Below are 25103 nucleotides of genomic sequence, written 5' to 3'. Positions count from 1 at the left end.
GTACCGCTTCAGCGCGTAGCGGTCCAACGCCGCGTCGGCTCGCTGAGACTGAGCGCGAGGATCACCACATTGACGATCAACCAGAAATCCAGCGGCCCGAACCCCCATCCATGGCTGGCCCCGTTGAGCACGATGACCAGCAAAGTCGCCCCCGCCATCACCGCCGCCATGCTGAGCAGTAACCGCCTGCCGACCATCCGCCGCCGCAGCAACAGCACCGCCCCGACCAGATAGACCACCCCGAGCCCACCCACGATCCCCGCGCCCACGTAATCGAGGTCGAGCTCGCGACCCGCCGCCCGCAGTACCGCGGTCACCGTGCCGACGAAGATTCCCGCCGCGCCGACCAGCACCCCGAGCCGGCCCGCGATCAGCGCGGTCACCGCGCGCGAAGGCCGCTCCGGCCGCACCTGTTCCACCACTGCCCCCGCAAATCTGTCGACGTCGCCGTCAGTTATACGGCGGAACCGGCGGGTGCGGGGTGTTCGACTGTGCGAGCTGGGCGTTCGGCCCGGAATCAATCCATCGTTGACTCGATGGCAGCAGCGAGCCGACCAGAATCCCGCACGGGAGCAGCGAGTACAGGATGAAAGCCACCAGCTCGCCGGACCCGGGAGACATGGCCGCCGCGCCCCAGAGCGCGAAGATCGCGAGCCCGCTACCGACGATCACCATGTTCAGTCCGCGCGCACGCCGACCGAACATCAGCACTCCGCCCAGCCCGAGCAACACCGCGAGCACCGCGCCGACCGCGAGGTCGATTTGATGCTCCATCATCTGGAGATTCCATTCGACGGGTAATCCCGGCTGTTTCCACCGGGTGGAGGCGGCGCGCAGAGACGAGAGGGCTGCCACAGCTCGGCTCAGCCCGAACAGTCCGACCACGACGGACCCGACGCCGACGAGCACGACCGCGACGGGCGGATTCGACACCGTTTCGATTTTCTGCGGCACATGGCCCTGCGGAATTTGCTGGTCATCCATCGCTCCCCCTCGCGACCTCTGCGACACATCATGCGTGTCGGTCTTCGGCAGCCTAATGTCCTCGACGACAACCGTCAGGCGGGATGAGCTGCGACGTAAGCCCTGAAGGCTTCGAGGATGTACTCGGCAACGCCTTCGCCGTGCACGTCGTAGTTGGCTCGGAAGCGCGGGTCGGCGACGTACATTTCGCCGAGTCCGAGCAGGTATTCGTTCGACACCGGCCTGCCCTGTGCGCCGCTGACGAGCCAGGCGCGATGCCGGGCGACGATCGCCTGGACGACGTCGCCTTCCACCGGAAGTCCTGCGGTGAAGGCCTTTCCGAAGTCGGCGGCGATGTCGAGCTGGGTCTGCTGGAACCTCTCCTTCTCGGCATCGGTCAGCGAGCGCCACCAGCGGTCACCGCTCTCGTAGGCCTCCTTGCCCCAGCGCTCGGTCACCTCGTCCTTGTACTGCGTGTGGTCGAAACCGTCGAAAACCTCTGCGGCCATGAGCGGTTCACCTCTTTCCGTCTTGTGCAAAGTGGTCGACACCGACTCGATCTGCCGCGCCACCCGATCCTGCTGCTGCCGAAGCAGTTCCAGGTGGGTCCGCAGCGCACCGGCGGTGTCCTGTTCTCCGGCGAGGACTTCGGCGATCACGGGAAGGCCGAGGCCGAGTTCGCGCAGCAGCAGAATTCGCTGCAGTCGAACGAGAGAGGTCTGGTCGTAATAGCGATAGCCGTTCGCCCCGATCCGGCTCGGCTCCAACAGCCCGAGCTGCCCGTAGTGGCGCAACGTACGACTGGTGGTTCCCGCGGCCTTCGCGAGGTCCTGAATGGACCATTCACCCACCATGACCTGCTCCCTTTCTCGTCGGTCCCTCCACTCTGCAAGTTGACGCTACGTCAAGGTCAAGACGCGAAGCCGACTTCGACTTCCACCGTGTCGCGCTCGGTGTACATGCGCCACAACCGCGCGCCCAGCTCGGCATTACCGATCCGCGGCAGCACCAGCCCGGCGGGCACGAGGTCGGGGTTGGCATCGATGACCGACTGGACCGCACTGTTCTCGATGAGCGAGCCGATCGCGAACAGCCCGACGTAGACACCGGTGCCTTCCACTTCGCGCGCCAGCTGCCGCACGTAGGCGCGCTGCGCCCCCAGCGCGACCCCGACATTTGCCAGGTAGGGCTGCAAGTACTCCTCGGAGGCGCCGGAGGTGAACAGCAGCGTGCCACTGCCGCGGGCGATCATCGCGGGCAGCAGGGCGCGGGTGAGAAGGATCGGCGAGTACACCTTGAGCGCGATCGGCAGCTCGAGTGACGGCAGGTCGACGTCGATGGTCGTGGCGCTGCGTACCGACATGTCGGCGGCCGCCGAATGCAGCGCGACATCGATCGGCCCCAGCTTCTCCTCGACCCGGCCGATCACGTCGAGCACCTGCGCGGGATCGGTGACGTCGGCGACGAACGGTTCGGCGTCGATGCCCTCCGCACGCAGGGCCGCGGCGCGCGCCACCGGGTCGCGTCCGATCGCCGCGATCCGAAAACCATTGCGGCCGAAGTGCTGTGCCGTCCCGGTGCCGAGTCCTGGTCCGTAGCCGAAGATCGCGAGCGTACCCATCAAATACTCCTAAGTTGAGCGTTGGTTCAAGTTACGCCGAACGTAGCACTAAGTTGAACCCATGCTCAAGATATTTCGACCACCAGATTTGTAGGATCAGCGGATGCCCGAGGACAAGCCATTGCGCAGCGACGCCGAACGCAACCGCGCCGCGCTCGTGACGGCAGCCCGCGAGGTTTTCGAAGAACGCGGCCTCGACGCCCCGCTCAAAGACATCGCCGCCCGCGCGGGCGTCGCGATCGGCACCCTCTACAACCGTTTCCCCACCCGCGACGCACTGATCGCCGCCGCTGCCGCCGACCGCCTGGAAGCGGGCGGCCGGGTAGCCGAACAGGCGCTCGCGCTCACCGACCCGTGGGAGTCGTTCGTCTTTCTGGTCGAGAAGATCTGCGAACTCCAGGCTTCCGACCGCATTCTCGGCGATCTCGCCCTGCGAAATCCCCCCAGCGCCGCTGTCGAGCGCGCACGCGAATACGGCCACGGCCTCATGCGCCGCATCATCGCCCGCGCCCAGGAGGCGGGCGCCCTGCGTCCGGACTGGACCCTCGAAGACATCGCCTTCATCACCTGGTCCCACATCAGCGTTCTCGCCGCCACCAGCACCGTCGCTCCCGACCTCTGGCGGCGCAATCTCGCCCTCATCTTCGACGGCCTACGCGCGAAAGCCGCGCACCCCCTGCCGGTTCCGGCCCTCACCGAGGACCAGTTGATGCAGGCGATGCGCGGCTGACGGAATCAGTGCTCAGACCCGAGCAGTCGTCGAAACCAATTCCGGTGCAATCGAATTCACCGTCGGCTCGGCATCATTGCGGCGTTCGGCCGGATCGTCCACAGGCGGCACCTGTTCTCCCGCAACATCTCCGGCGGAACCGTCGACAGACTTGGACGGCATCTGCCCGAAGACGGTGGCCGCGAGAGCGACGCCGAGGCCGATCATCTGGAGAGCGGTCAGCGCCTGACCCAGAGCGATCCACCCGATCACCGCGGCCGACACGGGGCTGAGCAGCCCGAGGAATGACACCGAAGTCGCCGGCACCCGCGAGATTCCGCGCACCCACAGCCAGTAGGCCAGCGCGGTGCCGATGACGCCGAGGTACAGGTACCCGCCGATGGCCTGTCCGTCGAGCGCGGGCGGCGCGCCTTCGATCAGCAGGGCGAGCGGCGCGATGAACAGTCCGCCCGCGGTGAGCTGCCAGCCGGTCATCGCCAGCGGGCCGACGCCATCGGGTCGTCCCCACTTCTTGGTGAGCACGGTGCCCGCTGCCATCGAGGCCGCACCGGCGAGACCTGCGACAACACCGATCAGATCGAGTTCGACAGTGCCGCGAAGCACCACCAGCGAGACTCCCAGAACGCCGACAACACCCGCGATCACCTTGCGCCTCGTCGGCGCTTCCGCCAGCAGCACCGCGGCGAATCCGAGCGCGAACATCGGCGCGACCGCGCCGAGCACCCCCGCGACACCACCCGGCAGCCGATACGCGGCCAGGAACAGCAGCGGAAAGAACGCGCCGATATTGAGCACGCCGAGCACCGCGGCCCGGCCGAGCCACTGACCGTGCGGCAGCACCCTGGTCAGCGCGAGCAGCACCAACCCAGCGGGCAGCGCGCGCATGAGGGCGGTGAACAGCGGCCGGTCGGGAGGCAGGAACTCGGTGGTCACCGCGTAGGTGGAGCCCCACACGATCGGGGTGAGGGCGGTGAGCGCGAGGGTGCCCGCGTAGCCGGTGGAGCGGGTTGCGGTCGTCATGTTCACTCCTGATTGATAATCTCAACATTGAAATATCTACTCGCCGAGATATCTCGGCGTCAAGTAGATGAACGTTAAGAGTTTCAATCGAGAGGGAAAAGAGATGCGCGACGCGGTCGACCTGATCACCGAGCACTGGAACATCGAACGCCCGGATGTCGACGTGTCACCGATGGCGATCATCGGCCGGATCACCCGACTCTCGCGCGTGCTCGAACAGGATCTCAAGCGCTTCTTCGCAGGTCACGGCCTGGAATTCTGGGAGTTCGACGTGCTGGCCACACTGCGTCGCTCCGGCGGTGAGACCGGCCTCACCGCGGGCGCGCTCAACCGTGCCGCCATGGTCACCTCGGGCGCCATCACCAACCGCATCGACCGCCTGGCGGCGAAGAACCTGGTCCGGCGCGTCCCGTCCCCCGACGATCGCCGCTGCGTCTTCGTGCAGCTCACCGCCGAGGGCCGCGAACTCGTCGACCGGCTGCTGCCGCTACACGTGGCCAATGAGCAGCGCCTGCTCGCCGCCCTCGGCGCCACGGACCGCGAGCAGCTCGCCGACCTGCTGCGCACCCTGGCCATCGCGCTGGACGACACCACGCTCGACTGACCAGGGCAGCGCTGAGCGCGGTTACTCCCCGTCGTGGATGCCGGGAGTAGCGACCGGGCCGTATCCGCCGTCGTGCACGCCGGGGTTCACCGGGCCGTGAACAGGTTCACCCCTGACATCGGCATCCGAGGGAATCTGCACGCCTCCCGCACCGCCGGGTGAACCCAACTGGGGCAAACTACCTTCCGGCATCTTCAGCCTCGGCCTGCCCGAAGCCGACGTGGGCAACTGATCACCCGCGTCGGGGACGAGCTGGAGCAGCGTGGAGAAGTCGACGACCTGCGCGCCGAGCGTCTGCGTCGCGACGATGACACCGTTGGTGTACAGCCGATACGTGCCTGCCCGTTGCGGCAGCAGCATTTCCGGGCCGATCGGCTCGCCCACCGCGCTGTTGGCGCCGCCGATTCGCCGGTACTCGGTGTCGATCACCGACTCACCCGCCAGCGCCTCGATGGTCAGATCCGGCTCTGCCGGTGCGGCGGGAACCGCAGGGGCCGGGGCGGATTCGACGAGTTCACTGGGCGCAGGCCCGACCGCGAAGGTTTCGATATCGGCGGGCCGACCGCCATCGGGAGCCGCGGAGTATTCCGAGCGCAGGATCTGCCCGTCACGTAACAACACCGTGCCCGTGGTGGCGGCGACGGCCTCGGTACTGCGTGAATCCTCCTTCACCGTACCGGGATAGGCCTGGCAGTCGGTGGTGTCGCAGGTCTGCGCGTAGTCGTAGCGACTCTCGGCCAGCGCGTAGGAGCGGGCCGCGATCGCTTGTGCGCGTAAGGCTTCGAAGGCGCCCTGGTCGGCCCAGTTGGCCTGCATCTCCGCGGGCAGTACGCCGGCTAGATAGTCGTCGAGGTCTACCTGGTTGACGGTGCGAAAGGACTCGCCTTCCAGCGCCACACCGAGCGCGCCACGATAGGCCGTGCCACCGCACAGGGTCAGGTGTTCCTCGGCAGGCCTGCCCGCACCGGCGCCGATCGGATAGACGAACGGATCGTCGGTCGCGGCCTGCCACAGCACTTCACCGTCGCAGCCCGCGGTCACCACCACGTTCGCCCCGCCGTCGGGCAGCGGAGTGAGATGGGCCGCGTCGCCGGGGCCGATCGTGCGACCGGCGACCTGCGCACCGGCGGCGGCGAAGGTGTCGAGGGTGGCGTCGTCCTGCGCCTGGAGGCGGACACGGATCTCTGTCGGCCCGATTTGCCCGAGATCAGCCCCGGGGTAGTAATGGCCGAGAATCTCCTCGGCCGTCCAACCCGCCCGCGCGTTGTCGAAGGCGCCGACCTGGCTCATCCCGCGACCGTGTCCCGCGCCGGCGGTCGGCGTGATCTGACCCGGCAGGATCTGCCACAGTCCGATCGCCCCGGTCAACGCCAGCACAGTGCCGCTGACCAGCACCGGCAGCGGCACGGTTCGGATGACCGGCACAGCCCTGCGACGGGCGCCACGGCCGGTACTGCGGGTGATCTTGGTGTTCGCTCTCATACTGTGCTCCCACGGTTTCACGGTTCGACCGGCGGAGCTCGCGTCGGCATGTCGTCGTCGCCGGGCGGGATCCGAGGGCTACATTCGAGCAATCACATAAGTCTCGAGTTGAGGTTGAGATATGTGACGTATGTTAACTAGTGTGATGCGTGAGGTTTGAGGAAGCAAGCATCACATGCGCGGAAAAACACGAGCTCGACCCTGATAGGAGTCGCACGTGAGATACCGAAAGCCGAAACGTTCCTACGTGCTCCCGGTGGTCACCACCCTCGTTGTCGCCGCACCGATCGGCGCGTTCGCTCTCAGCGACTCGACCGACTACCGCAGCGCCAACGATTCCCAGGTCGCGGCCGTGCCGACGCAGCTGGCCGAGGTCGCGCTGACCTCGATTCCCGACATCACGGTCCCGCTGCGCGACCTGACCGGCCTCGACCTGCCCGACCTGCACCTGTCGGACCTGCGCATGTTGCAGTTGCCGAGCTCGATTCCGATCCCGCCGGGATTGCCGGTCCCCCCGGGCGTGGCGCTGCCCACCGAGATCCAGCTGCCGCAGCTGCCGACCAAGCCGCAAGCGACCCCGACGCAGCAGGCCACGCCGGGCGGCGCGACACCCGCCCCCGCCGCACCGCCTGCGCGCCCACCGGTCCCGAGCACCTCGGTCCCCACCGCGCCCCCGGCTCCGCCGGCCGCGGTTCCCCAAGCCCAGCCCCCGGGCGCTCCTGCCCCGGCAGCTCCCGCGCCCGGCGCTCCGGCCGCCCCGGCCCCTGCCCCGGAGCCTCCAGCCGCACCTGCGGCTCCCGCTCAACCGGCACCGACATCAGCGCCCGCCGCACCGCCCCCCGCCGCGGTCGCACCTCCCGCCGGCGCGCCGGTAGCCCAAAGCCGTTCCACCGGAGCCGCATTCATCGCTGACCCGGAGAATCTCGAACCCGGCACCACCCCCGACACCCCCGCCCTCTCCCCCGGCGCGGTCGGCTCCGACGTCATCGACCAGGTGGGCGCGCAGGTCAAGGAGATCACCCAGGACACGCCGTTCAGCATGGTCGCCGTCACCGCCCGCGACCTGGCGAACACCACAACCAAGCTCCGGGCTCGCCAGCTGGATGGCAACTGGGGCCCCTGGTACAACGCCGATCCGGTCGACACCAGGGCCACCGATCAGACCCCCGCCGACGCACCTACCGGTACCGAACCGATCTACGTCGGCGAGACCACCGCGGTGCAGATGCTGGTCACCCGCAAGCCCGCCGCGGGCCCCGACCACGACCCGGCCCACCTCACCGAGGCCGCGCTCAAGGCCGTCCTGATCAATCCGGGCCGGGCCGCGATCGATGCCGCGCTCAACGACGTCGCCGCGGCGCTGCCCGGTGGCGGACCGAAGGTCATCACCCGCGCGCAATGGGGTGCCGACGAGTCGATCCGCTGCCAGGAACCCACCTACGACGACGGCGTCGGCGGCATCACCGTGCACCACACGGCCGGTCGCAGCGAATACAGCCGCTCCGAATCGGCGGGCATCGTCCGCGCGATCTACGCCTATCACGCCGAAACGCTCGGCTGGTGCGACATCGGCTACAACGCCTTGGTCGACCAGTACGGCCAGATCTTCGAGGGCCGCTACGGTGGCCTCGACCGCGCCGTCCAGGGCGCGCACGCGGGTGGTTTCAACGAGAACACCGCCGGTGTGGCGCTGATGGGCAACTACGAGAACGAGGACCCGAGCAACGAGTCGCTCAACGCGATCGGCAAGTTCATCGGCTGGCGGGCCAAGCTCGCCGGGATCAACCCCAAGGGCACGACCACGATGTACTCCGAGGGCACCGAGTTCACCCCGTACGAGTACGACGAAGCGGTCGACCTGCCGGTGGTGTTCGCGCACCGGGATGTCGGTAACACCGACTGCCCCGGCGACGCCGCCTACGCGCTGATGGATCGCATCCGCGGGATCGCGGCGGGCAATTCCGGCACCTATACGTCACCCCCGACGGCGAATCGCCCGCCGAGTCAGCTGGCCCGTGCCCCGCAGGGGAACATGGCCGAACTCGGCGCGATGGTCGACAAGTTCCTCGGCCTGTCCGGCGACAACGCGATCGCCAAGCACTGGGTGGCCAAGGGCGGGGTCGACGGGCCGCTCGGCGCGCCGCAGTCGGACCTGCTCCCCGGCGCGCAGGGCCGTCAGTACGCGAAGTTCGCCAACGGCTTCGTCTACGCGGACGAGGGTGGTGAGGTGTTCGAGGTGGTCGGCGCGATTCTCGACCGCTATCTGAGCCTCGGCGCCGACTCGGGCGTGCTCGGTCTGCCGACCGCCAGTTCCTACCTGGTCCCGAACGGTCTCCGCACCGATTTCCAGCACGGTTCGCTGGTGCTCAACGAGCTCACGGGCATCGTCACCACGTTCTGGAAGACCTACGACGAGACCTACAAGCAGGAAATGAACGGACAGCCGAAGCCAGGACAGGCGGCGACCCACCCCACGCTCGAACTTGCCGTGCCTGCCCCGCCCGAAGCTCCACAGGTACCCGCCGAACAGCAGGCTCCCCCGGTCGAACCGGCACCTGTCGAACAGGCCCCGGCTGACCCGCCTGCCCCCGAGCCCGCCCCGACCGGCTGAACCCGGTCACGGCGAAGAACGGCCGGTGCACCCTCCGAGCGAGGGGCACCGGCCGTTTTATGTGTCGGACCTACCGCCACCAGCGCTCGAGCACCATCGCCACACCGTCGTCGATATTGCTGCCGGTCACCTCGTCCGCCGCCGCCCGAGCCTCCGGGTGCGCGTTGCCCATCGCGACGCCGTGCCCGGCCATCGCCAGCATCGGCACATCGTTGGGCATGTCGCCGAACGCCACGATCGACGAATTCTCGACGCCGATCCGTCGGGCCACCTCGGCCAGTCCGGACGCCTTCGTCACCTTCGGCACCGCCAACTCGATCAGCCCGCTCTCGGTGGAGTAGGTGATCTCGGCGCGGTCGCCGATGAGCGGGGCGAGGGCGGCACGCATCTCGGAACTGCGGGCCGAGCTGAGCCGGATGAGCATCTTGATCGCGGGGGAGTCGATGACCTCGGCGTGCGAGACGACGGTGTCGTCGGGATTGAGCCAGGCGTGTTCGTAGGTCGGCGAGCTGACGAACTGCGGGGTCACGGCGTCGTGGGCGCTGGCCCCGACACGTTCTGTCGCCAGCCCACAACCTGGCAGCGCGTGTTCGGCGACTTCGGCCAGCCAGGTCAACGTGTCGACGTCGAGGGTGTGACTGGACAGCACCCGATCGGTCGCGCTGTCGTAGATGACCGCGCCGTTTCCGCAGATCGCGAGCGGTGCGTACCCGAGTTCGCTGACGACCGGGTCGATCCAGCGGGGCGGGCGGCCGGTGGCGAGCACGAAGGTGGCGCCGTCGGCGACGAGCGCCCCGACGGCGGCCTTGGTGCGCGCCGAGACCTTGTCGGAGTCGTCGATCAATGTGCCGTCGACGTCGCTGGCCACCAGCTGCGGTTTCGGGTGCAGGTGCGTCATCCGGTCTATCCTGCCGCACGTCGCCACGCGAGGACGACGGACTGTCCCTATGATCAGGGCCTGATTACCCGATCCAGAGGGGACTGATGACCGGCTTCTTGTTGCGGCGCACACTCAACTACGTTGTGCTCCTTCTGCTGGCATCGTTTCTGACGTTCAGCCTCGCCTCACTCACATTCAATCCGCTCGAGAGCCTCGAGCAGCGCAACCCGCGCCCGCCGCAGTCGGTGATCGACGCGAAGGCCGAGCAGTTGCATCTCGACGAGCCGATCCCACAGCGCTATCTCACCTGGCTGGGCGGCGTTGTGCACGGGGATTTCGGGACCACCCTGGCCGGGCAGCCGGTGAGCGAGGAACTGGGCAGGCGGGTGGCGGTGAGTCTGCGGCTGCTGATTCTCGGTTCGGTCATCGGCACCGTGCTCGGCGTGCTGATCGGCGCGGCGGGGGCAATCCGGCAGTACAAGTTCAGCGACTATTTCTCGACGGTGCTGTCGCTGCTGATCATCTCGACGCCGATCTTCTTGCTGGCGACGCTGTTGAAATACGGTGCCCTGCAGATAAATACGATGTCCGATACGCAGATCTTCCTCTATACGGGCGAGACGTCCGCCACGCAGGTCAACGGGTTCTGGAACCAAATGGTCGACCGCGCACAGCATTTGGTGCTGCCCACCTTGGCGCTGGCGCTCGGCGCCATGGCCGGCTACAGCCGCTACCAGCGCAACGCCATGCTCGATGTGCTCGGCAGCGATTTCATTCGAACAGCGAGAGCCAAAGGTCTGACCCGCAATCACGCGCTCTACAAACACGGCCTGCGCACCGCGCTGATCCCGATGGCGACGCTGTTCGCCTACAGTCTCGGTGCCCTGATCACCGGCGCCACCTTCGTCGAGAAGATCTTCGGCTGGCACGGTGTCGGCGAATGGCTGATCGATTCGATCAATTCCCAGGACCTCTACGTGGTGGTGACGGTGACGGCGTTCGCCGGCCTGGTGGTGCTGGTGTCGGGCCTGCTCTCCGATGTCGTCCTTGCCCTGCTCGACCCGAGGGTGCGTGTCTCATGACCGAAACCGAACTCATCGCCGTCGGCGCTCCCGAGATCGCCGCGGCCGGTCGCCGCAAACTGGTGTGGCGGCGCTTCCTGCGCAACAAGCCCGCCGTGGTCGGCGCGGTGATCCTGGTGCTGATGTTCGTGGCCAGTTTCGTGCTGCCGCCGCTGCTGCAGTGGGACTACCAGCAGATGGACTACAAAGCGCTGCTGAAACCCCCGAGCCTCGAGCACCCGTTCGGCACCACCCAGATCGGTCAGGACGTGCTCGCCCAGACCATGCGCGGACTGCAGAAGTCGCTGATCATCGGCTTCTGCGTGGCGATCTTTTCCAGCCTCGTCGCCGCGACAGCGGGTGCGGTGGCCGGACTGCTCGGCGGCTGGCCCGACCGCGCGATCATGTGGTTCGTCGACCTGCTGCTGGTGGTCCCCAGTTTCATCATCATCGCGCTGTTCGCGCCGCGCACCAAGGGTTCCGGGTCGATCGTCATCCTGATCGTGCTGCTGAGCGTGTTCGGCTGGATGATCGCCGCCCGCATCATCCGCGGCCTCACCCTGAGCCTGCGCGATCGCGAATTCGTCCGCGCCGCAAGGTATATGGGCGCGCCCACCCGCACGGTGATCCTCAGCCACATCATCCCGAACATCGCCTCGATCCTGATCATCGATACCACCCTGGCGGTCGGCGCGGCGATCAGCGCCGAAACCGGTTTGAGCTTCCTCGGTTTCGGTGTGCAGCCGCCGGATGTGTCGTTGGGTTCGCTGATCGCGTCCGGTACCAAATCGGCGCTCACCTACCCGTGGTTGTTCCTGTTCGCCGGTGGCCTGCTGATCACGATCGTGTTGAGCGCCAACCTGGTCGGCGACGGCCTGCGTGATGCCTTCGACCCCGGCGCCCGTGGCGCGCGCAAATCGCGCAAGGAAGTCGCCGAGCACAAGAACGAGGCGCAGGTGGAGTTGAAGAAAGCCGAGAAGCGATGACCGCGTCGACTGCACCCCTGCTCGAGGTCACCGACCTGCGGGTCTCGTTCCCCGGCGAGGAAGGCCGCGTCGAGGCCGTGCGCGGGGTGAACTACACCGTCGCCGACGGCGAGGTGCTCGCCATCGTCGGCGAGTCCGGTTCGGGCAAGTCGGTGTCCTCTCTCGCGGTGATCGGCCTGCTGCCCGATCAGGCACGGGTGCAGGGATCGGTGCGCCTGCGCGGCCGCGAACTGCTCGGCCTCGGCGACAAGCAGATGTCGAAGCTGCGCGGTTCCTCGATCAGCATGGTCTTCCAGGATCCGCTCTCTGCGCTGACCCCGGTGTATCGCGTCGGTGATCAGATCGCGGAAGCCCTTCTCGCGCACGGGAAGATGAGCCGCAAGGAAGCGGGTGAGCGGGCCGTCGAGCTGCTCGAACTCGTCGGCATCACCGATGCGAGGGCTCGTTCCAGGGCGTTCCCGCACGAGTTCTCCGGCGGCATGCGCCAGCGCGTGGTGATCGCCATGGCCATCGCCAACGATCCCGCCCTGATCATCTGCGACGAACCGACCACCGCGCTCGACGTGACGGTGCAGGCGCAGATCCTCGCGCTGCTGCGCGAGGCGCGCGATATCACCGGCGCGGGCGTCATCATGATCACCCACGACATGGGCATCGCAGCCACCGTCGCCGACCGGGTCGCCGTGATGTACGCGGGCAAAGTCGTCGAAACCGCGCCGGTCGCAGAGCTTTTCGCGGCTCCGCGCATGCCGTACACCGTCGGCCTGCTCGGCTCCATCCCGCGCATGGACGGCCCGCCGCGCACCCCGCTGATCCCCATCCTCGGCGCCCCGCCCGCCATGCACGCCCTGCCGCCCGGGTGCTCGTTCGCACCGCGCTGCCCGGTCGCGATCGGCGACTGCGTCGCCGCCGAGCCCCCGCTGGAGAAGGTGAGCCCCGGCCATTCGGTGGCCTGCATCCGCACGGCCGAGGTCGGCAGCCACCAGCTCTTCGAGGCCTACCGCAAGGAGATCCCCGCCCCGGCCTACCCCGACCGCACCGACGACGAGGTGGTCCTGCGCGTCACCGACCTGGTGAAGACCTTCCCCCTCACCTCCGGCGTGCTGCTGCGCCGCCGCACCGGCGAGGTCCGCGCGGTGGACGGCATCAGCTTCTCGGTCCGCGCGGGTCGCACCCTCGCGCTGGTCGGCGAATCCGGTTCGGGCAAGTCGACGACCCTGTCGCAGATCATGGACCTGGCGCGACCGCAGTCGGGCAGCATCGAGGTGCTCGGCAACGACGTCGCCACCCTCACCAAGGCCCGCACCCGCGAGATCCGCCGCAAGATGCAGATCGTCTTCCAGGACCCCAGCTCCTCCCTCGACCCGCGCCTGCCGATCTTCGACGTCCTCGCCGAACCGCTGCGTATCGACGGCCGGTCTCGCGAAGAGGTCAACCGTCGAGTGCCGGAGTTGTTGCGGCAGGTGGGATTACGTCCCGAACACGCCGATCGCTACCCGTCGGACTTCTCCGGCGGCCAGAAGCAGCGCGTCAGCATCGCCCGCGCGTTGGCCCTGGACACCCAGTTGCTGGTACTCGACGAACCCGTCTCGTCTCTCGACGTCTCGATCCAGGCGGGCGTGCTCAACCTGCTGCGCGACCTACAGGCCGAGCACGGCCTGTCCTACCTGTTCGTCTCCCACGACCTGTCGGTGGTGCGCAATCTCGCCCACGACATCGCGGTGATGTTGCAGGGCAAGATCGTCGAATCCGGCCCGGCCGAGCAGATTTTCGCCGATCCTCAGCACGAATACACGCGCTCGCTCATCGCGGCCGTACCGGAACCCGTCGTCAGCGGCTGAGAACGTCGGTCCAGCCGAAAGAGGAGGCGCCATGAGAACCCGTCGAATGCAAGCAGGCCGTAGGGCCCGATTGCGATGTGCTGCCGTGGTGGTGGCGGCCGGGATGATCGTGGCGGGCTGTGCGGGCGGCGACGAGTCGGCGACCGGGTTGAGCGATGCGATCGGGTCCACCAGCGACGTCAACCCCAAGGGTGTCGACGAGCTGCGTGAGGGCGGCAACCTGCGCTTGGCGACCACCGACTACCCCGCCAACTGGAACATCCTCTCCAATGACGGCAACAACGGCGAGATCGGCTACATCGTGCGCGCGATGCTGCCGCGGTCCTTCGAGATCGACGCGGCGGGCCAGCTCAGCGTCGATACCGATTTCTTCACCGATATCCAGCTGACCGGCTCCGATCCGATGCAGGTGACGTATTCCATCAATCCGAAAGCCGTCTGGTCGGACGGTTCGCCGATCACCTGGGAGGACCTCGCCTCGCAAGCGCACGCGCTGAGCGGCCGGGACAAGAGCTATCTGATCGCGATCACCAACGGTTTCGAATTCGTCGACAAGGTGGAGCGAGGTACCGACGACCGACAGGCCGTCCTCACCTTCAGTAAGCCCTACGCCGACTGGCGCGGTCAGTTCTCCGGCAACTCCGCCCTCTACCCGAAGTCGGTGACCAGCACGCCGGAGGCCTTCAACACCAGCCTCACCGATGCGATCACGCTCACCGCCGGGCCGTTCGTCGTCAGCGCCACCGACCGCGCTCAGGGTCGAATCACCCTGGGTCGCAACCCGAAGTGGTGGGGCGACAAGCCCGTTCTCGACACCATCACCTACAGCGTGCTCGACGCCACCTCGTGGGTCCAGGCGTTGCAGAACAACGAACTCGACCTCATTCGCCTGACCACCCTCGACGATGTGAAGACAGTGCGTGGCACCGAGGGACTGGTGGTGCGTCGCGCTCCCGGTAATCGCTGGCGCCACATCACTTTCAACGGCGCACCCGGCTCGATCCTGGCCGAAGAGGGTGTGCGGGTGGCCGTCTCGAAGGCCATCGACCGCCAGGGGATCGTCAACGCGATGCAGAACGGGCTGGTCGAGAACCCGAAGCCGTTGAACAACCATGTCTTCCTCCAGGGCCAAAAGGGCTACCAGGACAACAGTCTCGGCTTCGATCCCGCCGCCGCGGCCGAGCAACTCGACGACCTCGGCTGGAAACTCAACGGTGAGGTGCGCGAGAAGAACGGCCGCAAACTGGTCATTCGCGACGTCATGTACAACGACCCCACCTGGGTCCAGATCGCCCAGATCATCCAGCAGAACCTGGCTGCCATCGGCGTGCAACTGAACATCGACACCAAGCCCGCCGCCGGTCTTTTCACCGACGTCATCCAGCCCGGCGACTTCGATGCCGCCCAGTACGTCTACGAGGGCGACCCCTTCCCGCTGAGCAGCATCCGCCAGATCTACTACTACGACCCCACCGACCTCCAGTCCAACTACGGCCGCATCGGCTCCCCCGAACTCAACACCCTCATCGAACAAACCCTCACCGAACTGGACCCCCAGAAGTCCATCGACCTCGCAAACCAGGTCGACCGCAAAGTATTCGAAGAAGGCCACTCCCTCCCTCTGATGCAGTCCGACGGCAGCTTCGGCGCCCGCACCACCCTGGCCAACATCGGCTCCCCTGGATTGGCGACCTACGACTACACAAAGATCGGATTCACGAAATGACCACTGTTACTCACGCCAGGCGTTTACGCCGGGCCGGTCTTCGCATCGCGGTGCCTGTTTGCGCCTTGACGTTGGTGCTCGGCGGTTGTGGGTCCGGTTCGGACGTGCAATCGGGTTCGAGCACAATCGGCTCGGTCAATGACATCAATCCGCAGGAACGCGACGCCGTGCAGGATGGCGGCAATCTTCGGTTGGCCATTCCCGGATTCCCGGCGACGTTCAACAGCAGCCATGTCGATTCAGACGGCTATGTGAGCGAGGTGACCGGCTGGACCATTCCGGGAACTATCACCGCCGACGCCGCCGGAAATCTCACCACCGACACCAACTACTTCACCTCCGTCGAGCTCACCAACACCAACCCGCAGACGATCGAATACACGATCAACCCGAAAGCGGTGTGGTCCGACGGCTCCCCGATCACCTGGAACGACCTGCGGTCCCAAGTCGGCGCGCTGAGCGGTCGTGATCCGGCTTTCAAGGTCTCGGCGACCCAGGCCTACAGCAGCGTCGAAAAGGTCGAGCGCGGCGTCGACGACAGGCAGGCGATCGTGACCTTCGCCGAGCACTACGCGGAGTGGAAGGGGCTGTTCAATCCCCTGTATCCCCAGCAGAGCACCGCCACACCGCAAGCCTTCGACGACTTCTATCGCAACGATATGCCGCTGTCGGCGGGACCGTTCATGATCACCTCTATCGACCGCGCGCAGCAGCGGATCGTGCTCAGCCGCAACCCGAAATGGTGGGGTGACACTCCCAAACTCACCAATGTCACCTACAGCATCCTCGACAGCGCGGCCCAACTCAGCGCGCTGCAGAACAACGAACTCGACGCCGTCGATCCGTTGAGCACCATCGACGAGATCAAGACTGCGACGAATACACCCGGCATCCAGGTCCGCCGGGCCCCGGCCAATCGGTTCATGCACACGACCTTCAACGGCGCACCCGGTGCCCTGCTCTCGGATCCGAAACTGCGCATCGCGATCTCCAAAGGCATCAATCGGCAGGCGATCGCCACCGCTATTCAGAACGGTCTGGTCACCGACCCGAAGCCGCTGAACAACCACCTGTACCTGGTCGGCCAGACGGGTTTCCAGGACAACGCCGAGTCCGTGTCCTTCGACCCGGCCGCGGCCGCCCGCATGCTCGACGAACTGGGCTGGAAACTCAACGGCGACGTCCGCGAAAAGGACGGCCGTCAGCTGGTGATCCGCGATGTGATGGCCCAGAACGATGTACAGGTCCAGGTCGCCACGATCACACAACAGAACCTGGCGGAGATCGGGGTGAAGCTGCTCATCGAAACCTATCCGGGCACAAGCTTTTTCACTGACATCATCGATCCCGGCAACTTCGATATCGCCCAATTCGCTTGGCTGAAGAGCATTTTCCCACTCGGTGCGCTTCCCCAGATCTACGCTTACGATCCGGCGAACAAGCTGAGCAACTACGGCAGCATCGGTTCCCCCGAGCTCAACGCGCTCATCGAGGAGACCATCGCGGAACTCGATCCACAGAAGGCGATCGAATTGGCCAACAAGGCCGACCGAATGATCTTCGAAGAAGGGTTCTCGCTGCCGCTCGTGCAGTCGGCCGGAGCCGTGGCTACCCGCGAGAATCTGGCGAACTTCGGTGCGTTCGGTCTCGCCTCGGCCGATTACACCAAGGTCGGCTTCCTGAAGTGAGTTCCGGCCCGGCGCGCGCACTCACCTATCCGCTGCTCGTCACGAGCGGCACCCTCGCTGTCATCGCCGCGTGGATGCCGTTCGCGGATATCGATCAGCTGAGTGCGCTCGCCGTGGTCGCTCTCGCCGTACTCGCTTACACCGCTTATCAATTGGGACTTGCCTTCGGTGTATTTCCGACGGGGTTGGTTGCGGCCGGAACGGTGCGTGGTAAACGGGTTCGGCAGCAATATCGACTGGTCAGCCGGTCGTGGCTGGAGATCGGCAGTGGTGATCGTCTGGTGTGGCAGCCGGTTTTCTATGAGCCGGCGTTGTCGGTGCTCACCCCGACCGAACTAGAACTGATCGGCCGATCCATCCGCCAGGGGAACACTCGCTTCTACCCCTCGGGCCGCGTTCGCACCACCGAGCCGACGGGCAAGCTCGTCGACAACCCTTCTCGCCCCACCGATCCACCCGCCTTCGGGGTCGCCCGTCGCCTGATCCTCGATATCCAGCCCGCGATCGGCGCTCCCCTTGTCGGCCTGCTCTGGGTCTACGTCATGAACGGCGGGCTCGGCGCGTTCGTCGCCGCCACCACGGTCGCCGCCGCTGCCTTCACCTGGCTCTCCGCCATCCGAGGCTCCGACCCCAGCTGACCTGGCGCATCTGGGCCGTTCTTCTCGGCCGATACTCACCTCAGTGCCTGAGGGTCAGCCCCTCAATTCCGCAACAACTGGTATGACCACTTGACCTCTTACCATCGAAGGCGCATTATCGGGGTATGGCATGGACTCCCGTGGTGAAGCGCTCGGTTTCCGGTGATGTGTTCGAGCAGATCGCCGCCGAAGTGCTGGGCGGGGAGTTGGCGGCGGGGAGCACGTTGCCGAGTGAGCGGCAGTTGGCCGAGGCATTGGGGGTTTCGCGGCCCGCTGTCCGGGAGGCGTTGCAGCGGTTGGCCGCGGCCGGGCTGGTTGCCGTTCGGCAAGGTGAGGCGACGACTGTGCTCGACTATCGGCGCAGCGCTGGGCTGGAAGTGCTGCCGCGACTGTTGCTTCGGGGGGATTCCATCGATCCTGCGGTCGCTCGCAGCATTCTCGAGGCGCGGCTGCACAACGGGCCGAAGATCGCCGAGCTCGCGGCCGCGCGGGTTCGATCGCGCGGCGCGACCGATCCGCGGGTCGACAGCGAATTGACGGTGCTGCGCAAATCCGTCGATTCCCTTGTCGCCGAATCCGATCCCCTTACTCAGCAGCTGATCGCCCTCGAATTCTGGGACCACATCCTCGATCTGGCCGATTCGATCGCCTTCCGGCTGATGTATTCCATGCTGCGCGCCGCCTACGAACCCGCCTTGGCCGCGCTGGCGCCGATCATGTCCGCCGAGGTGGGCAACGCCGACGCCTATCGAGACCTGGCCGCCGCGATCGCCGCGGGCGAGCCGGAACGGGCCGCCGATTCCGCTCGAGCACTGCTCGAGCCGGCGACCACCGCCCTGATCCATGCCCTCGACGTGGCGTGAATTACCCGAGGAATGATATGACCGAGCACCGTCCGACAACGACGTCGCACGACATCGCCGACGAAACCCGTGCGACCGAACGCCGCCGAACTCCCGACCGCGGCTCGCCGCGCGCAATCCGGCGCAGCATGCCCCTGAGCGAGGCTGCCCGCGAATTCCTCCGGCATCCGTCACCCTGGATGATCGCCGCGGTCTTCGTGGTCGCGGTGACTGCCCGCGTCGCCATCGGCGACTGGCAACTCACCGACGCTCTTGTTCCCGTGCTGATCCTGGCCGCGTTTCCGGTCATCGAATGGATCATCCATGTCACCGTGTTGCACTGGCGCCCAAGGCATCTCGGCCCGCTGACTATCGACAGCGAACTGGCCCGCAAACACCGCGAGCACCACGTCGACCCGCGCGACATCCCGCTGATCTTCATTCCGCCGAAGTCGCTGCTGCTCACGATCGTCGCCCTGGTCGCGATCGCCCTACTCGCCTTCCCCCGCACCGGCCTCGGCCTCACCTTCCTACTGACCATCACCACCCTCGGCCTGCTCTACGAGTGGACGCACTACCTGATCCACACCGACTACAAGCCGAAACATGCCCTGTACCGCGCAATTTGGCGCAACCACCGCCACCACCACTACAAGAACGAGCACTACTGGTTCACCGTGACCACCTCCGGCACCGCCGACCGCCTACTCGGCACCGCCCCCGACCCGGCCACGACACCGACCTCCCCCACGGCGCGCAACCTCCACGCCGACTAGGTCCGAGGTACAACCTCGGGGCAGAACTCAGACCCGGCTCGCACCAATACGCGAGCCGGGTTTTTGCTTGACAGATTTATACCCTAGGGGGGTATGGTACCGAGAACCCGAAGCATTCCGCTCGAAAGGACGAAGTCGTGACTACGCAAACGCAATCCACCCAGAAGTGGTGGGCGCTGGCGGTGATCGCCGCCGCGCAGTTCATGGTCATCATGGACACCTCGATCATCGGGATCGCGCTGCCGAAGATGCAGGGCGAACTCGGGTTCACACCGGGCAATCTGACGTGGGTGTTCAATGCCTATGTGGTCGCCTTCGGCGGTCTGTTGTTGCTCGGCGGGAGGCTTTCCGACCTGCTCGGTGCTCGCCGGGTGTTCGCCGCGGGCTGGGTGGTGCTCGGTGTCGGCTCCGTAATCGCCGGTGCGGCAGGCAGTGTCGGCGTCGAGCTGGCCGGGCGGGCGATTCAAGGTGGTGGTGCGGCGCTGATCGCACCTTCGGCGCTCACGCTGCTGATGATGCTGTTCGGCGGCTCGCCGCAGGAGCTCACCAAGGCGCTCGCGGTGTATGGCGCGGCCGCGCCCGCCGGTGGTACCGCGGGGGTGTTTCTCGGTGGTGTGATCACCGAATACATGAGCTGGCCTTGGGTTTTCTACATCAATATCCCGATCGCGGTGCTCGCGTTGATCGCTGTGCCGCTGCTGATGCCCGCCGCCCCGGCGCGTAAGGGATCCATCGATATCGCCGGATCCGTCACTGTGACAGCTGGCTTGGCTGCGGCGGTGTACGCGATCGTGCAGGCGCCGGAAGTCGGCTGGGCTTCAGGTGAGACCTGGGGCGTACTGGCACTGGCCGCCGCGCTGCTGGCCGGCTTCGTCGTCATCCAGGCCCGGCGCGGTGAACCGCTCATGCGGCTGAGCATCTTCCGCGCACCGAATCTGGCCGCCGCCAACTTCGCCCAGTTCGCGCTGGCCGCCGCCTGGGTACCGATGTGGTTCTTCCTCAACCTGTACCTACAGCAGGTACTCGGCTACAGCGCGTTCCCGTCTGGTGCGGCACTGCTGCCGATGACCACGTTGATCATGCTCGGCATGGTGGTTCTCGCGCCGAAGGCGATGCAGCGTTTCGGCGCGAAGCCGATGATCGTCACCGGCCTGATCGTGCTCGGCCTCGGCCTCGGGGTCATGTCGCTGGTGCGGCCGACCGGCAATTTCTGGGTCGACGTGTTGCCCGCCTCGCTGATAGCCGCGGGGGGTATGTCGCTGGCTTTCATTCCCTCGCTCGGCACCGCCATCTCGGCGGCCCGTCCCGAGGAAGGCGGACTGGCCTCGGGCATCGTCAACGTCAGCTACCAGGTGGGTTCGGCGCTCGGCCTGGCCGCCATGACGGCGGTGGCCGCCGCGTTCGGCGCGAGCGAGCTCGGCGACTCCTCGGCACTGACCGATGGCTACTCCTCGGCCTTCCTGGGGGCGGGTGTCTTGGCAATTGCCGGCGCGGGCATCACCGCGGCGACCATGCGCACCCCAGCCGCGAACAAGGCCGACGCGACCGTTTGACACCCTACCCTAGGGGGGTATGGTAAGTATTGGTGGGTGACCATCGCGGGCACCACACCCGCACACACCGCCCTCGCCGACGCCATCACCGGCTTCGAACTCGCAGACTGAACCGAAACGGAGCATTCCCGATGAACGCAACAGGCAAGTTCGCCGGATTCGCCCTCGGCCTCGTGGCGGTCTTCGGGATCGCTCTGGTCGTCGGCGACCTTGTCGGTCCGGAACCTTCCGAACCGGCTGGGCACGGTGAGCACGCGACCGCGGCGGCACCGTCCGCGGAGATGCCGGGCGGCCTGCTCGCCACCGATCAGGGCTACACGCTCGCCTTGGACAAGCCCGACACCACCACCGCACCGCAGTCGTCGACGAGTTTTCGTATCCTCGACGCGAACGGGGCACCGGTCACGAAGTACGTGAACAGCCACGACAAAGACCTGCACCTGATCGTGGTCCGGCGCGACATGGCGGGTTTCCAGCACGTACACCCCGTCCTCGATCCGGCCGGGACCTGGACTGTTCCGCTGAACCTCAGTCGGGGCGGTGACTACCGGGTCTACGCCGATTTCACCCCCGAGGGCGGGTCGAACCTGACGCTCGGCGCCGATCTGCGCGTGGCAGGCAACTACGACGTGCAGGCGCTCCCCGCCCCGGCCGCCACCGCGCAGGTCGGCGAGTACACGGTCGCGCTGAACGGCGCGGTCACGCCGGGCACGGCATCGAAGGTGACGCTCTCGGTCAGCCGTAACGGCACCCCGGTCACCGACCTCCAGCCATACCTCGGCGCCTACGGCCACCTGGTCGCGCTACGGGCCGCCGACCTCGCCTACCTGCACGTCCACCCCGAGGGCTCACCCGGCGACGGAGTCACCCCTGCCGGGCCGGGCATCGATTTCGTGGTGAACGCGCCGAGCGCGGGCGATTACCGCCTGTTCCTCGACTTCCAGCACCAGGGCGTGGTGCGCACCGCCGAGTTCACGGTGCGGGTCGCCACGCCGAACGCCACCGGTGCGAGCAACCCCGCCCCGACCAGTGCACCCGCCGACAACGGCACACCCGGCCACGGCCACTGACCCCACCTGTTTCACCCGCGACCTCTCAGCAAGAATTGCTATCAGGAACGAAGGAGCACCCCATGACCACCGTGACACACCCACCGGGCACCGGCCAGGTAGAACTGGTGATCGGTGGCATGACCTGCGCTTCCTGCGCGAACCGGATCGAGAAGAAGCTCAACAAGCTCGACGGGGTCACCGCCACGGTCAACTACGCGACCGAGAAGGCGCGCGTCGATTTCACCGGTGACGTTTCCCCCGAGGAGCTGATCGCCACCGTCGAGCAGGCCGGCTACACCGCGGCACTCCCCGCGCCGAAGAAGCCCGAGACCGGCGAAACGCCCGTTGCCGAAGCGGACCCGACGGCCTCGCTGCGCATCCGGCTGATCGTGTCGGCGCTGCTCACCGTGCCGGTGATCGCGATGGCGATGATCCCGGCGTTGCAGTTCACCAACTGGCAGTGGCTGTCGCTGACGCTGGCCGCGCCGGTCGTGATCTGGGGCGCGCTCCCCTTCCACCAGGCCGCGTGGACCAACCTGAAGCACGGCACCGCCACCATGGACACGCTGGTGTCGATGGGCACGCTCGCCGCGTTCGGCTGGTCGCTGTACGCGCTGTTCTGGGGCACGGCGGGCACGCCGGGGATGAAGCACCCGTTCGAATTCACTATCGCGCGGATGGACGGCACCGGCAGCATCTACCTCGAAGCCGCGGCGGGCGTGACCACATTCATCCTGGCCGGGCGGTATTTCGAGGCGCGGTCGAAGCGACGGGCCGGCGCGGCGCTGCGGGCGTTGCTCGAGCTCGGAGCGAAGGACGTCGCGGTTCTTCGCGGTGGAGTCGAGACGCGCATTCCGGTGGAGCAGCTGGCCGTCGGCGACGAGTTCATCGTGCGGCCGGGCGAGAAGATCGCCACCGACGGTGTGATCACAGAAGGCACGTCGGCGGTCGACGCGTCCATGCTGACCGGTGAGTCGGTACCGGTGGAGGTCGGCGTCGACGACGGTGTCACCGGCGCCACCGTGAACGTCGGCGGCCGACTCGTAGTACGCGCCACCAGGATCGGCGCCGACACCCAGCTCGCCCAGATGGCACAGCTCGTCGAGGATGCGCAGACCGGCAAGGCGCAGGCGCAGCGGCTGGCCGACAAGATCTCCGGCATCTTCGTTCCGATCGTCATCGCGCTCGCCGCCGCCACGCTCGGATTCTGGCTCGGCACAGGTGGTTCGGTCGCCGCCGCCTTCACCGCGGGCGTGGCGGTGCTGATCATCGCCTGCCCCTGCGCCCTCGGCCTGGCCACGCCGACCGCGCTGATGGTGGGTACCGGACGCGGCGCGCAGCTCGGCATCCTGATCAAGGGACCCGAGGTGCTGGAATCGACCCGCGAGGTCGACACCATCGTGCTGGACAAGACCGGCACCGTCACCACCGGCAAGATGACCCTGCTCGACGTGATCCCCGCCGAGGGCGAACTGGGCAGCAAGGTACTGGAACTCGCTGGTGCACTGGAGGATTCGTCGGAGCACCCGATCGCGCAGGCGATCGCCAAGGGTGCGCGGGAGGAGTTCGGCGCGCTGCTGCCGGTGGAGGGCTTCGCCAATGTCGAAGGTCTCGGCGTGCAGGGTGTGGTCGACGGGCACGCGGTGATCGTCGGCCGGGCGCGACTGCTGGCCGACTGGTCGCAGCCGCTCGACGAGAAGCTGGAAACCGTGCTGGTGCAAGCGGAATCGGCGGGCAAGACCGCGGTGGCCATCGGCTGGGACGGCAAGGCGCGCGGCGTGCTCGTTGTTGCCGACGCGGTGAAACCGACCTCGGCGCAGGCCATCGCTCAGTTCCGTGAGCTCGGGCTGACGCCGATCCTGCTCACCGGCGACAATGCCCGGGCGGCCCGCACCATCGGCGACGAAGTCGGCATCGCCGAGGTCATCGCCGAGGTGCTGCCGCAGGACAAGGTCGACACCGTCAAGCGGCTGCAGGCTGAAGGCAAGGTCGTCGCCATGGTCGGTGACGGCGTCAACGACGCGGCCGCCCTGGCCCAGGCCGACCTCGGCCTGTCGATGGGCACCGGCGCCGATGTCGCCATCGAGGCCAGCGACCTCACCCTCGTCCGCGGCGACCTCCGCGCCGCCGCCGACGCGATCCGCCTGTCGCGGCGCACTCTCGCCACGATCAAGGGCAACCTGTTCTGGGCCTTCGCCTACAACGTGGCCGCCATCCCGCTGGCCATGGCGGGGCTGCTCAACCCGATGCTCGCCGGCGCCGCCATGGCGTTCAGCTCCGTCTTCGTGGTGAGCAACAGCCTGCGCCTGCGCCGGTTCAAGTCGACCGCGCAGTAGGACTACGGAAAGCGGCGGTCTCCGTATTAGGGGGTCCACGGAGACCGTCGCTTTCCGTTTGCCCAGTTCAGAACAGGTATTGCCGGTCTGCCGAGATGAAGAAGCCGTGGCCGCCGACGTCGCAGCGGACGCCCTGTTCGGTGGAGGTGCAGGCGGCGGCGCGGACGATGATGGTGTCGCCATAGTTCAGGGTTCTGCCGCCACCCTTGCTGGTGCCGTCCACCGGTTCGCCGACGAAGACACCCTGGCTGGTGCACAGGAATTCCGCTGTGCCGCCGTAGACATGGGCGGCGACCTTGCGGGCCGGGGAATTGTCGCAGGTGGGGAGTTCGGGTGGGATCACGCGCGTATCGGCCAGCTGGCAGCCGACGCCGAGTGTGGCCTCTTCGACGAAGCCGCACAGGATGTTTCCGGTGGGCGACTGGAAGTAGAAGTTGTCGCGCTGCTGGTAGTCGCGGGCGTCGACGGTGGCGGCGTCGCGGGAGGGCAGGTCGGTCGGGGCAGCATTGCCGGGCACAAGGGTCGGTTCTGCGCCGGTCTGGGCTGTGGACGAGTCGGCGGGCTGAGCGACGGTGGGCAGCGGGGCGGAATCCTGGTTGTCGCAGGCGGTGAGTCCCCCCGCCAGTGCCACCAGCGCGGCCACCACGATGACTGATCTCATGATCTCTCCCCCTCGATGTCCTCGGTGACCTA

Annotated in this window: 22 protein-coding genes; 14 read left to right on the top strand and 8 right to left on the bottom strand. The window is 67.0% G+C overall.

Features of this window, described 5'->3' with window-relative positions; all coding sequences use genetic code 11:
* Positions 1-8: 8 nt before the first annotated feature.
* From IBJ82_RS08195 to IBJ82_RS08180, 4 genes are all read right to left on the bottom strand, one after another.
* On the bottom strand, positions 9-419 hold the full coding sequence (locus tag IBJ82_RS08195) for a hypothetical protein (protein WP_194825383.1): 411 nt from the start codon (positions 417-419) through the stop codon (positions 9-11).
* 31 nt (positions 420-450) lie between these two features.
* On the bottom strand, positions 451-984 hold the full coding sequence (locus IBJ82_RS08190) for a hypothetical protein (protein ID WP_194825382.1): 534 nt from the start codon (positions 982-984) through the stop codon (positions 451-453).
* Between the two features lie 74 nt (positions 985-1058).
* Complete coding sequence (locus IBJ82_RS08185) at positions 1059-1817, bottom strand: MerR family transcriptional regulator (protein ID WP_194825381.1); 759 nt, start codon at positions 1815-1817, stop codon at positions 1059-1061.
* A 56-nt stretch (positions 1818-1873) separates the two neighbouring features.
* Positions 1874-2584 carry an SDR family oxidoreductase gene (locus IBJ82_RS08180; protein WP_194825380.1) on the bottom strand — a complete coding sequence of 237 codons (711 nt, stop codon included), beginning with the start codon at positions 2582-2584 and terminating at the stop codon, positions 1874-1876.
* Between the two features lie 103 nt (positions 2585-2687).
* On the opposite strand from IBJ82_RS08180, the gene IBJ82_RS08175 reads away from it, so the two are divergent.
* Positions 2688-3314: a TetR/AcrR family transcriptional regulator gene (locus IBJ82_RS08175; RefSeq protein WP_056822348.1), complete on the top strand. Its 627-nt coding sequence runs from the start codon at positions 2688-2690 to the stop codon at positions 3312-3314.
* A gap of 12 nt (positions 3315-3326) precedes the next feature.
* Here the strand turns inward: IBJ82_RS08175 and IBJ82_RS08170 are convergent, their stop codons facing one another.
* On the bottom strand, positions 3327-4334 hold the full coding sequence (locus IBJ82_RS08170; protein WP_228536802.1) for an EamA family transporter: 1008 nt from the start codon (positions 4332-4334) through the stop codon (positions 3327-3329).
* Between the two features lie 103 nt (positions 4335-4437).
* On the opposite strand from IBJ82_RS08170, the gene IBJ82_RS08165 reads away from it, so the two are divergent.
* Entirely contained in the window at positions 4438-4938 is a 501-nt protein-coding gene (locus IBJ82_RS08165; protein WP_194825379.1) for a MarR family winged helix-turn-helix transcriptional regulator, read from the top strand.
* Between the two features lie 21 nt (positions 4939-4959).
* On the opposite strand, the gene IBJ82_RS08160 is transcribed toward IBJ82_RS08165, so the two are convergent.
* Positions 4960-6420, bottom strand: a complete 1461-nt coding sequence (locus IBJ82_RS08160) for a SpoIID/LytB domain-containing protein (RefSeq protein ID WP_194825378.1) — start codon at positions 6418-6420, stop codon at positions 4960-4962.
* Positions 6421-6637: 217 nt separating this feature from the next.
* On the opposite strand from IBJ82_RS08160, the gene IBJ82_RS35325 reads away from it, so the two are divergent.
* Positions 6638-9031 carry an N-acetylmuramoyl-L-alanine amidase gene (locus IBJ82_RS35325; RefSeq protein ID WP_370585220.1) on the top strand — a complete coding sequence of 798 codons (2394 nt, stop codon included), beginning with the start codon at positions 6638-6640 and terminating at the stop codon, positions 9029-9031.
* Between the two features lie 70 nt (positions 9032-9101).
* On the opposite strand, the gene IBJ82_RS08150 is transcribed toward IBJ82_RS35325, so the two are convergent.
* On the bottom strand, positions 9102-9929 hold the full coding sequence (locus IBJ82_RS08150; RefSeq protein ID WP_194825377.1) for an HAD family hydrolase: 828 nt from the start codon (positions 9927-9929) through the stop codon (positions 9102-9104).
* 86 nt (positions 9930-10015) lie between these two features.
* Here IBJ82_RS08150 and IBJ82_RS08145 point away from each other — a divergent pair, with 86 nt between their 5' ends.
* The 11 genes from IBJ82_RS08145 to IBJ82_RS08095 all read left to right on the top strand — a co-directional run bounded on the left by IBJ82_RS08145 (position 10016) and on the right by IBJ82_RS08095 (position 24410).
* Positions 10016-10993, top strand: a complete 978-nt coding sequence (locus IBJ82_RS08145) for an ABC transporter permease (protein WP_194825376.1) — start codon at positions 10016-10018, stop codon at positions 10991-10993.
* Positions 10990-11958 carry an ABC transporter permease subunit gene (locus tag IBJ82_RS08140; RefSeq protein ID WP_194825375.1) on the top strand — a complete coding sequence of 323 codons (969 nt, stop codon included), beginning with the start codon at positions 10990-10992 and terminating at the stop codon, positions 11956-11958. Before IBJ82_RS08145 ends, IBJ82_RS08140 begins: the two co-directional genes overlap by 4 nt.
* A complete protein-coding gene (locus IBJ82_RS08135) occupies positions 11955-13799 on the top strand; it encodes an ABC transporter ATP-binding protein (RefSeq protein ID WP_194825374.1) in 1845 nt (614 codons plus the stop codon). Before IBJ82_RS08140 ends, IBJ82_RS08135 begins: the two co-directional genes overlap by 4 nt.
* A 31-nt stretch (positions 13800-13830) precedes the next feature.
* A complete protein-coding gene (locus tag IBJ82_RS08130) occupies positions 13831-15525 on the top strand; it encodes an ABC transporter family substrate-binding protein (RefSeq protein WP_228536801.1) in 1695 nt (564 codons plus the stop codon).
* Entirely contained in the window at positions 15522-17213 is a 1692-nt protein-coding gene (locus IBJ82_RS08125) for an ABC transporter family substrate-binding protein (protein ID WP_194825373.1), read from the top strand. The genes IBJ82_RS08130 and IBJ82_RS08125 overlap by 4 nt, the downstream gene beginning before the upstream one ends.
* A complete protein-coding gene (locus tag IBJ82_RS08120; protein ID WP_194825372.1) occupies positions 17210-17851 on the top strand; it encodes a hypothetical protein in 642 nt (213 codons plus the stop codon). The genes IBJ82_RS08125 and IBJ82_RS08120 overlap by 4 nt, the downstream gene beginning before the upstream one ends.
* Before the next feature lie 125 nt (positions 17852-17976).
* Positions 17977-18714 (top strand): FadR/GntR family transcriptional regulator, encoded by a 738-nt coding sequence (locus IBJ82_RS08115; RefSeq protein WP_194825371.1) that lies wholly within the window; start codon positions 17977-17979, stop codon positions 18712-18714.
* A gap of 128 nt (positions 18715-18842) precedes the next feature.
* Complete coding sequence (locus tag IBJ82_RS08110; RefSeq protein WP_194826159.1) at positions 18843-19469, top strand: sterol desaturase family protein; 627 nt, start codon at positions 18843-18845, stop codon at positions 19467-19469.
* A gap of 137 nt (positions 19470-19606) precedes the next feature.
* Positions 19607-21022: an MFS transporter gene (locus IBJ82_RS08105; protein ID WP_194825370.1), complete on the top strand. Its 1416-nt coding sequence runs from the start codon at positions 19607-19609 to the stop codon at positions 21020-21022.
* Positions 21023-21153: 131 nt separating this feature from the next.
* Positions 21154-22092: a hypothetical protein gene (locus tag IBJ82_RS08100; RefSeq protein WP_194825369.1), complete on the top strand. Its 939-nt coding sequence runs from the start codon at positions 21154-21156 to the stop codon at positions 22090-22092.
* Between the two features lie 62 nt (positions 22093-22154).
* Complete coding sequence (locus tag IBJ82_RS08095; protein WP_194825368.1) at positions 22155-24410, top strand: cation-translocating P-type ATPase; 2256 nt, start codon at positions 22155-22157, stop codon at positions 24408-24410.
* Between the two features lie 67 nt (positions 24411-24477).
* On the opposite strand, the gene IBJ82_RS08090 is transcribed toward IBJ82_RS08095, so the two are convergent.
* A complete protein-coding gene (locus tag IBJ82_RS08090; protein ID WP_228536800.1) occupies positions 24478-25071 on the bottom strand; it encodes a DUF6636 domain-containing protein in 594 nt (197 codons plus the stop codon).
* Between the last annotated feature and the right edge of the window lie 32 nt (positions 25072-25103).

This window comes from Nocardia sp. XZ_19_231 (assembly GCF_015355705.1).
Lineage (GTDB): Bacteria > Actinomycetota > Actinomycetes > Mycobacteriales > Mycobacteriaceae > Nocardia > Nocardia salmonicida.
This window is presented reverse-complemented; position numbering and strand designations above follow the sequence as displayed.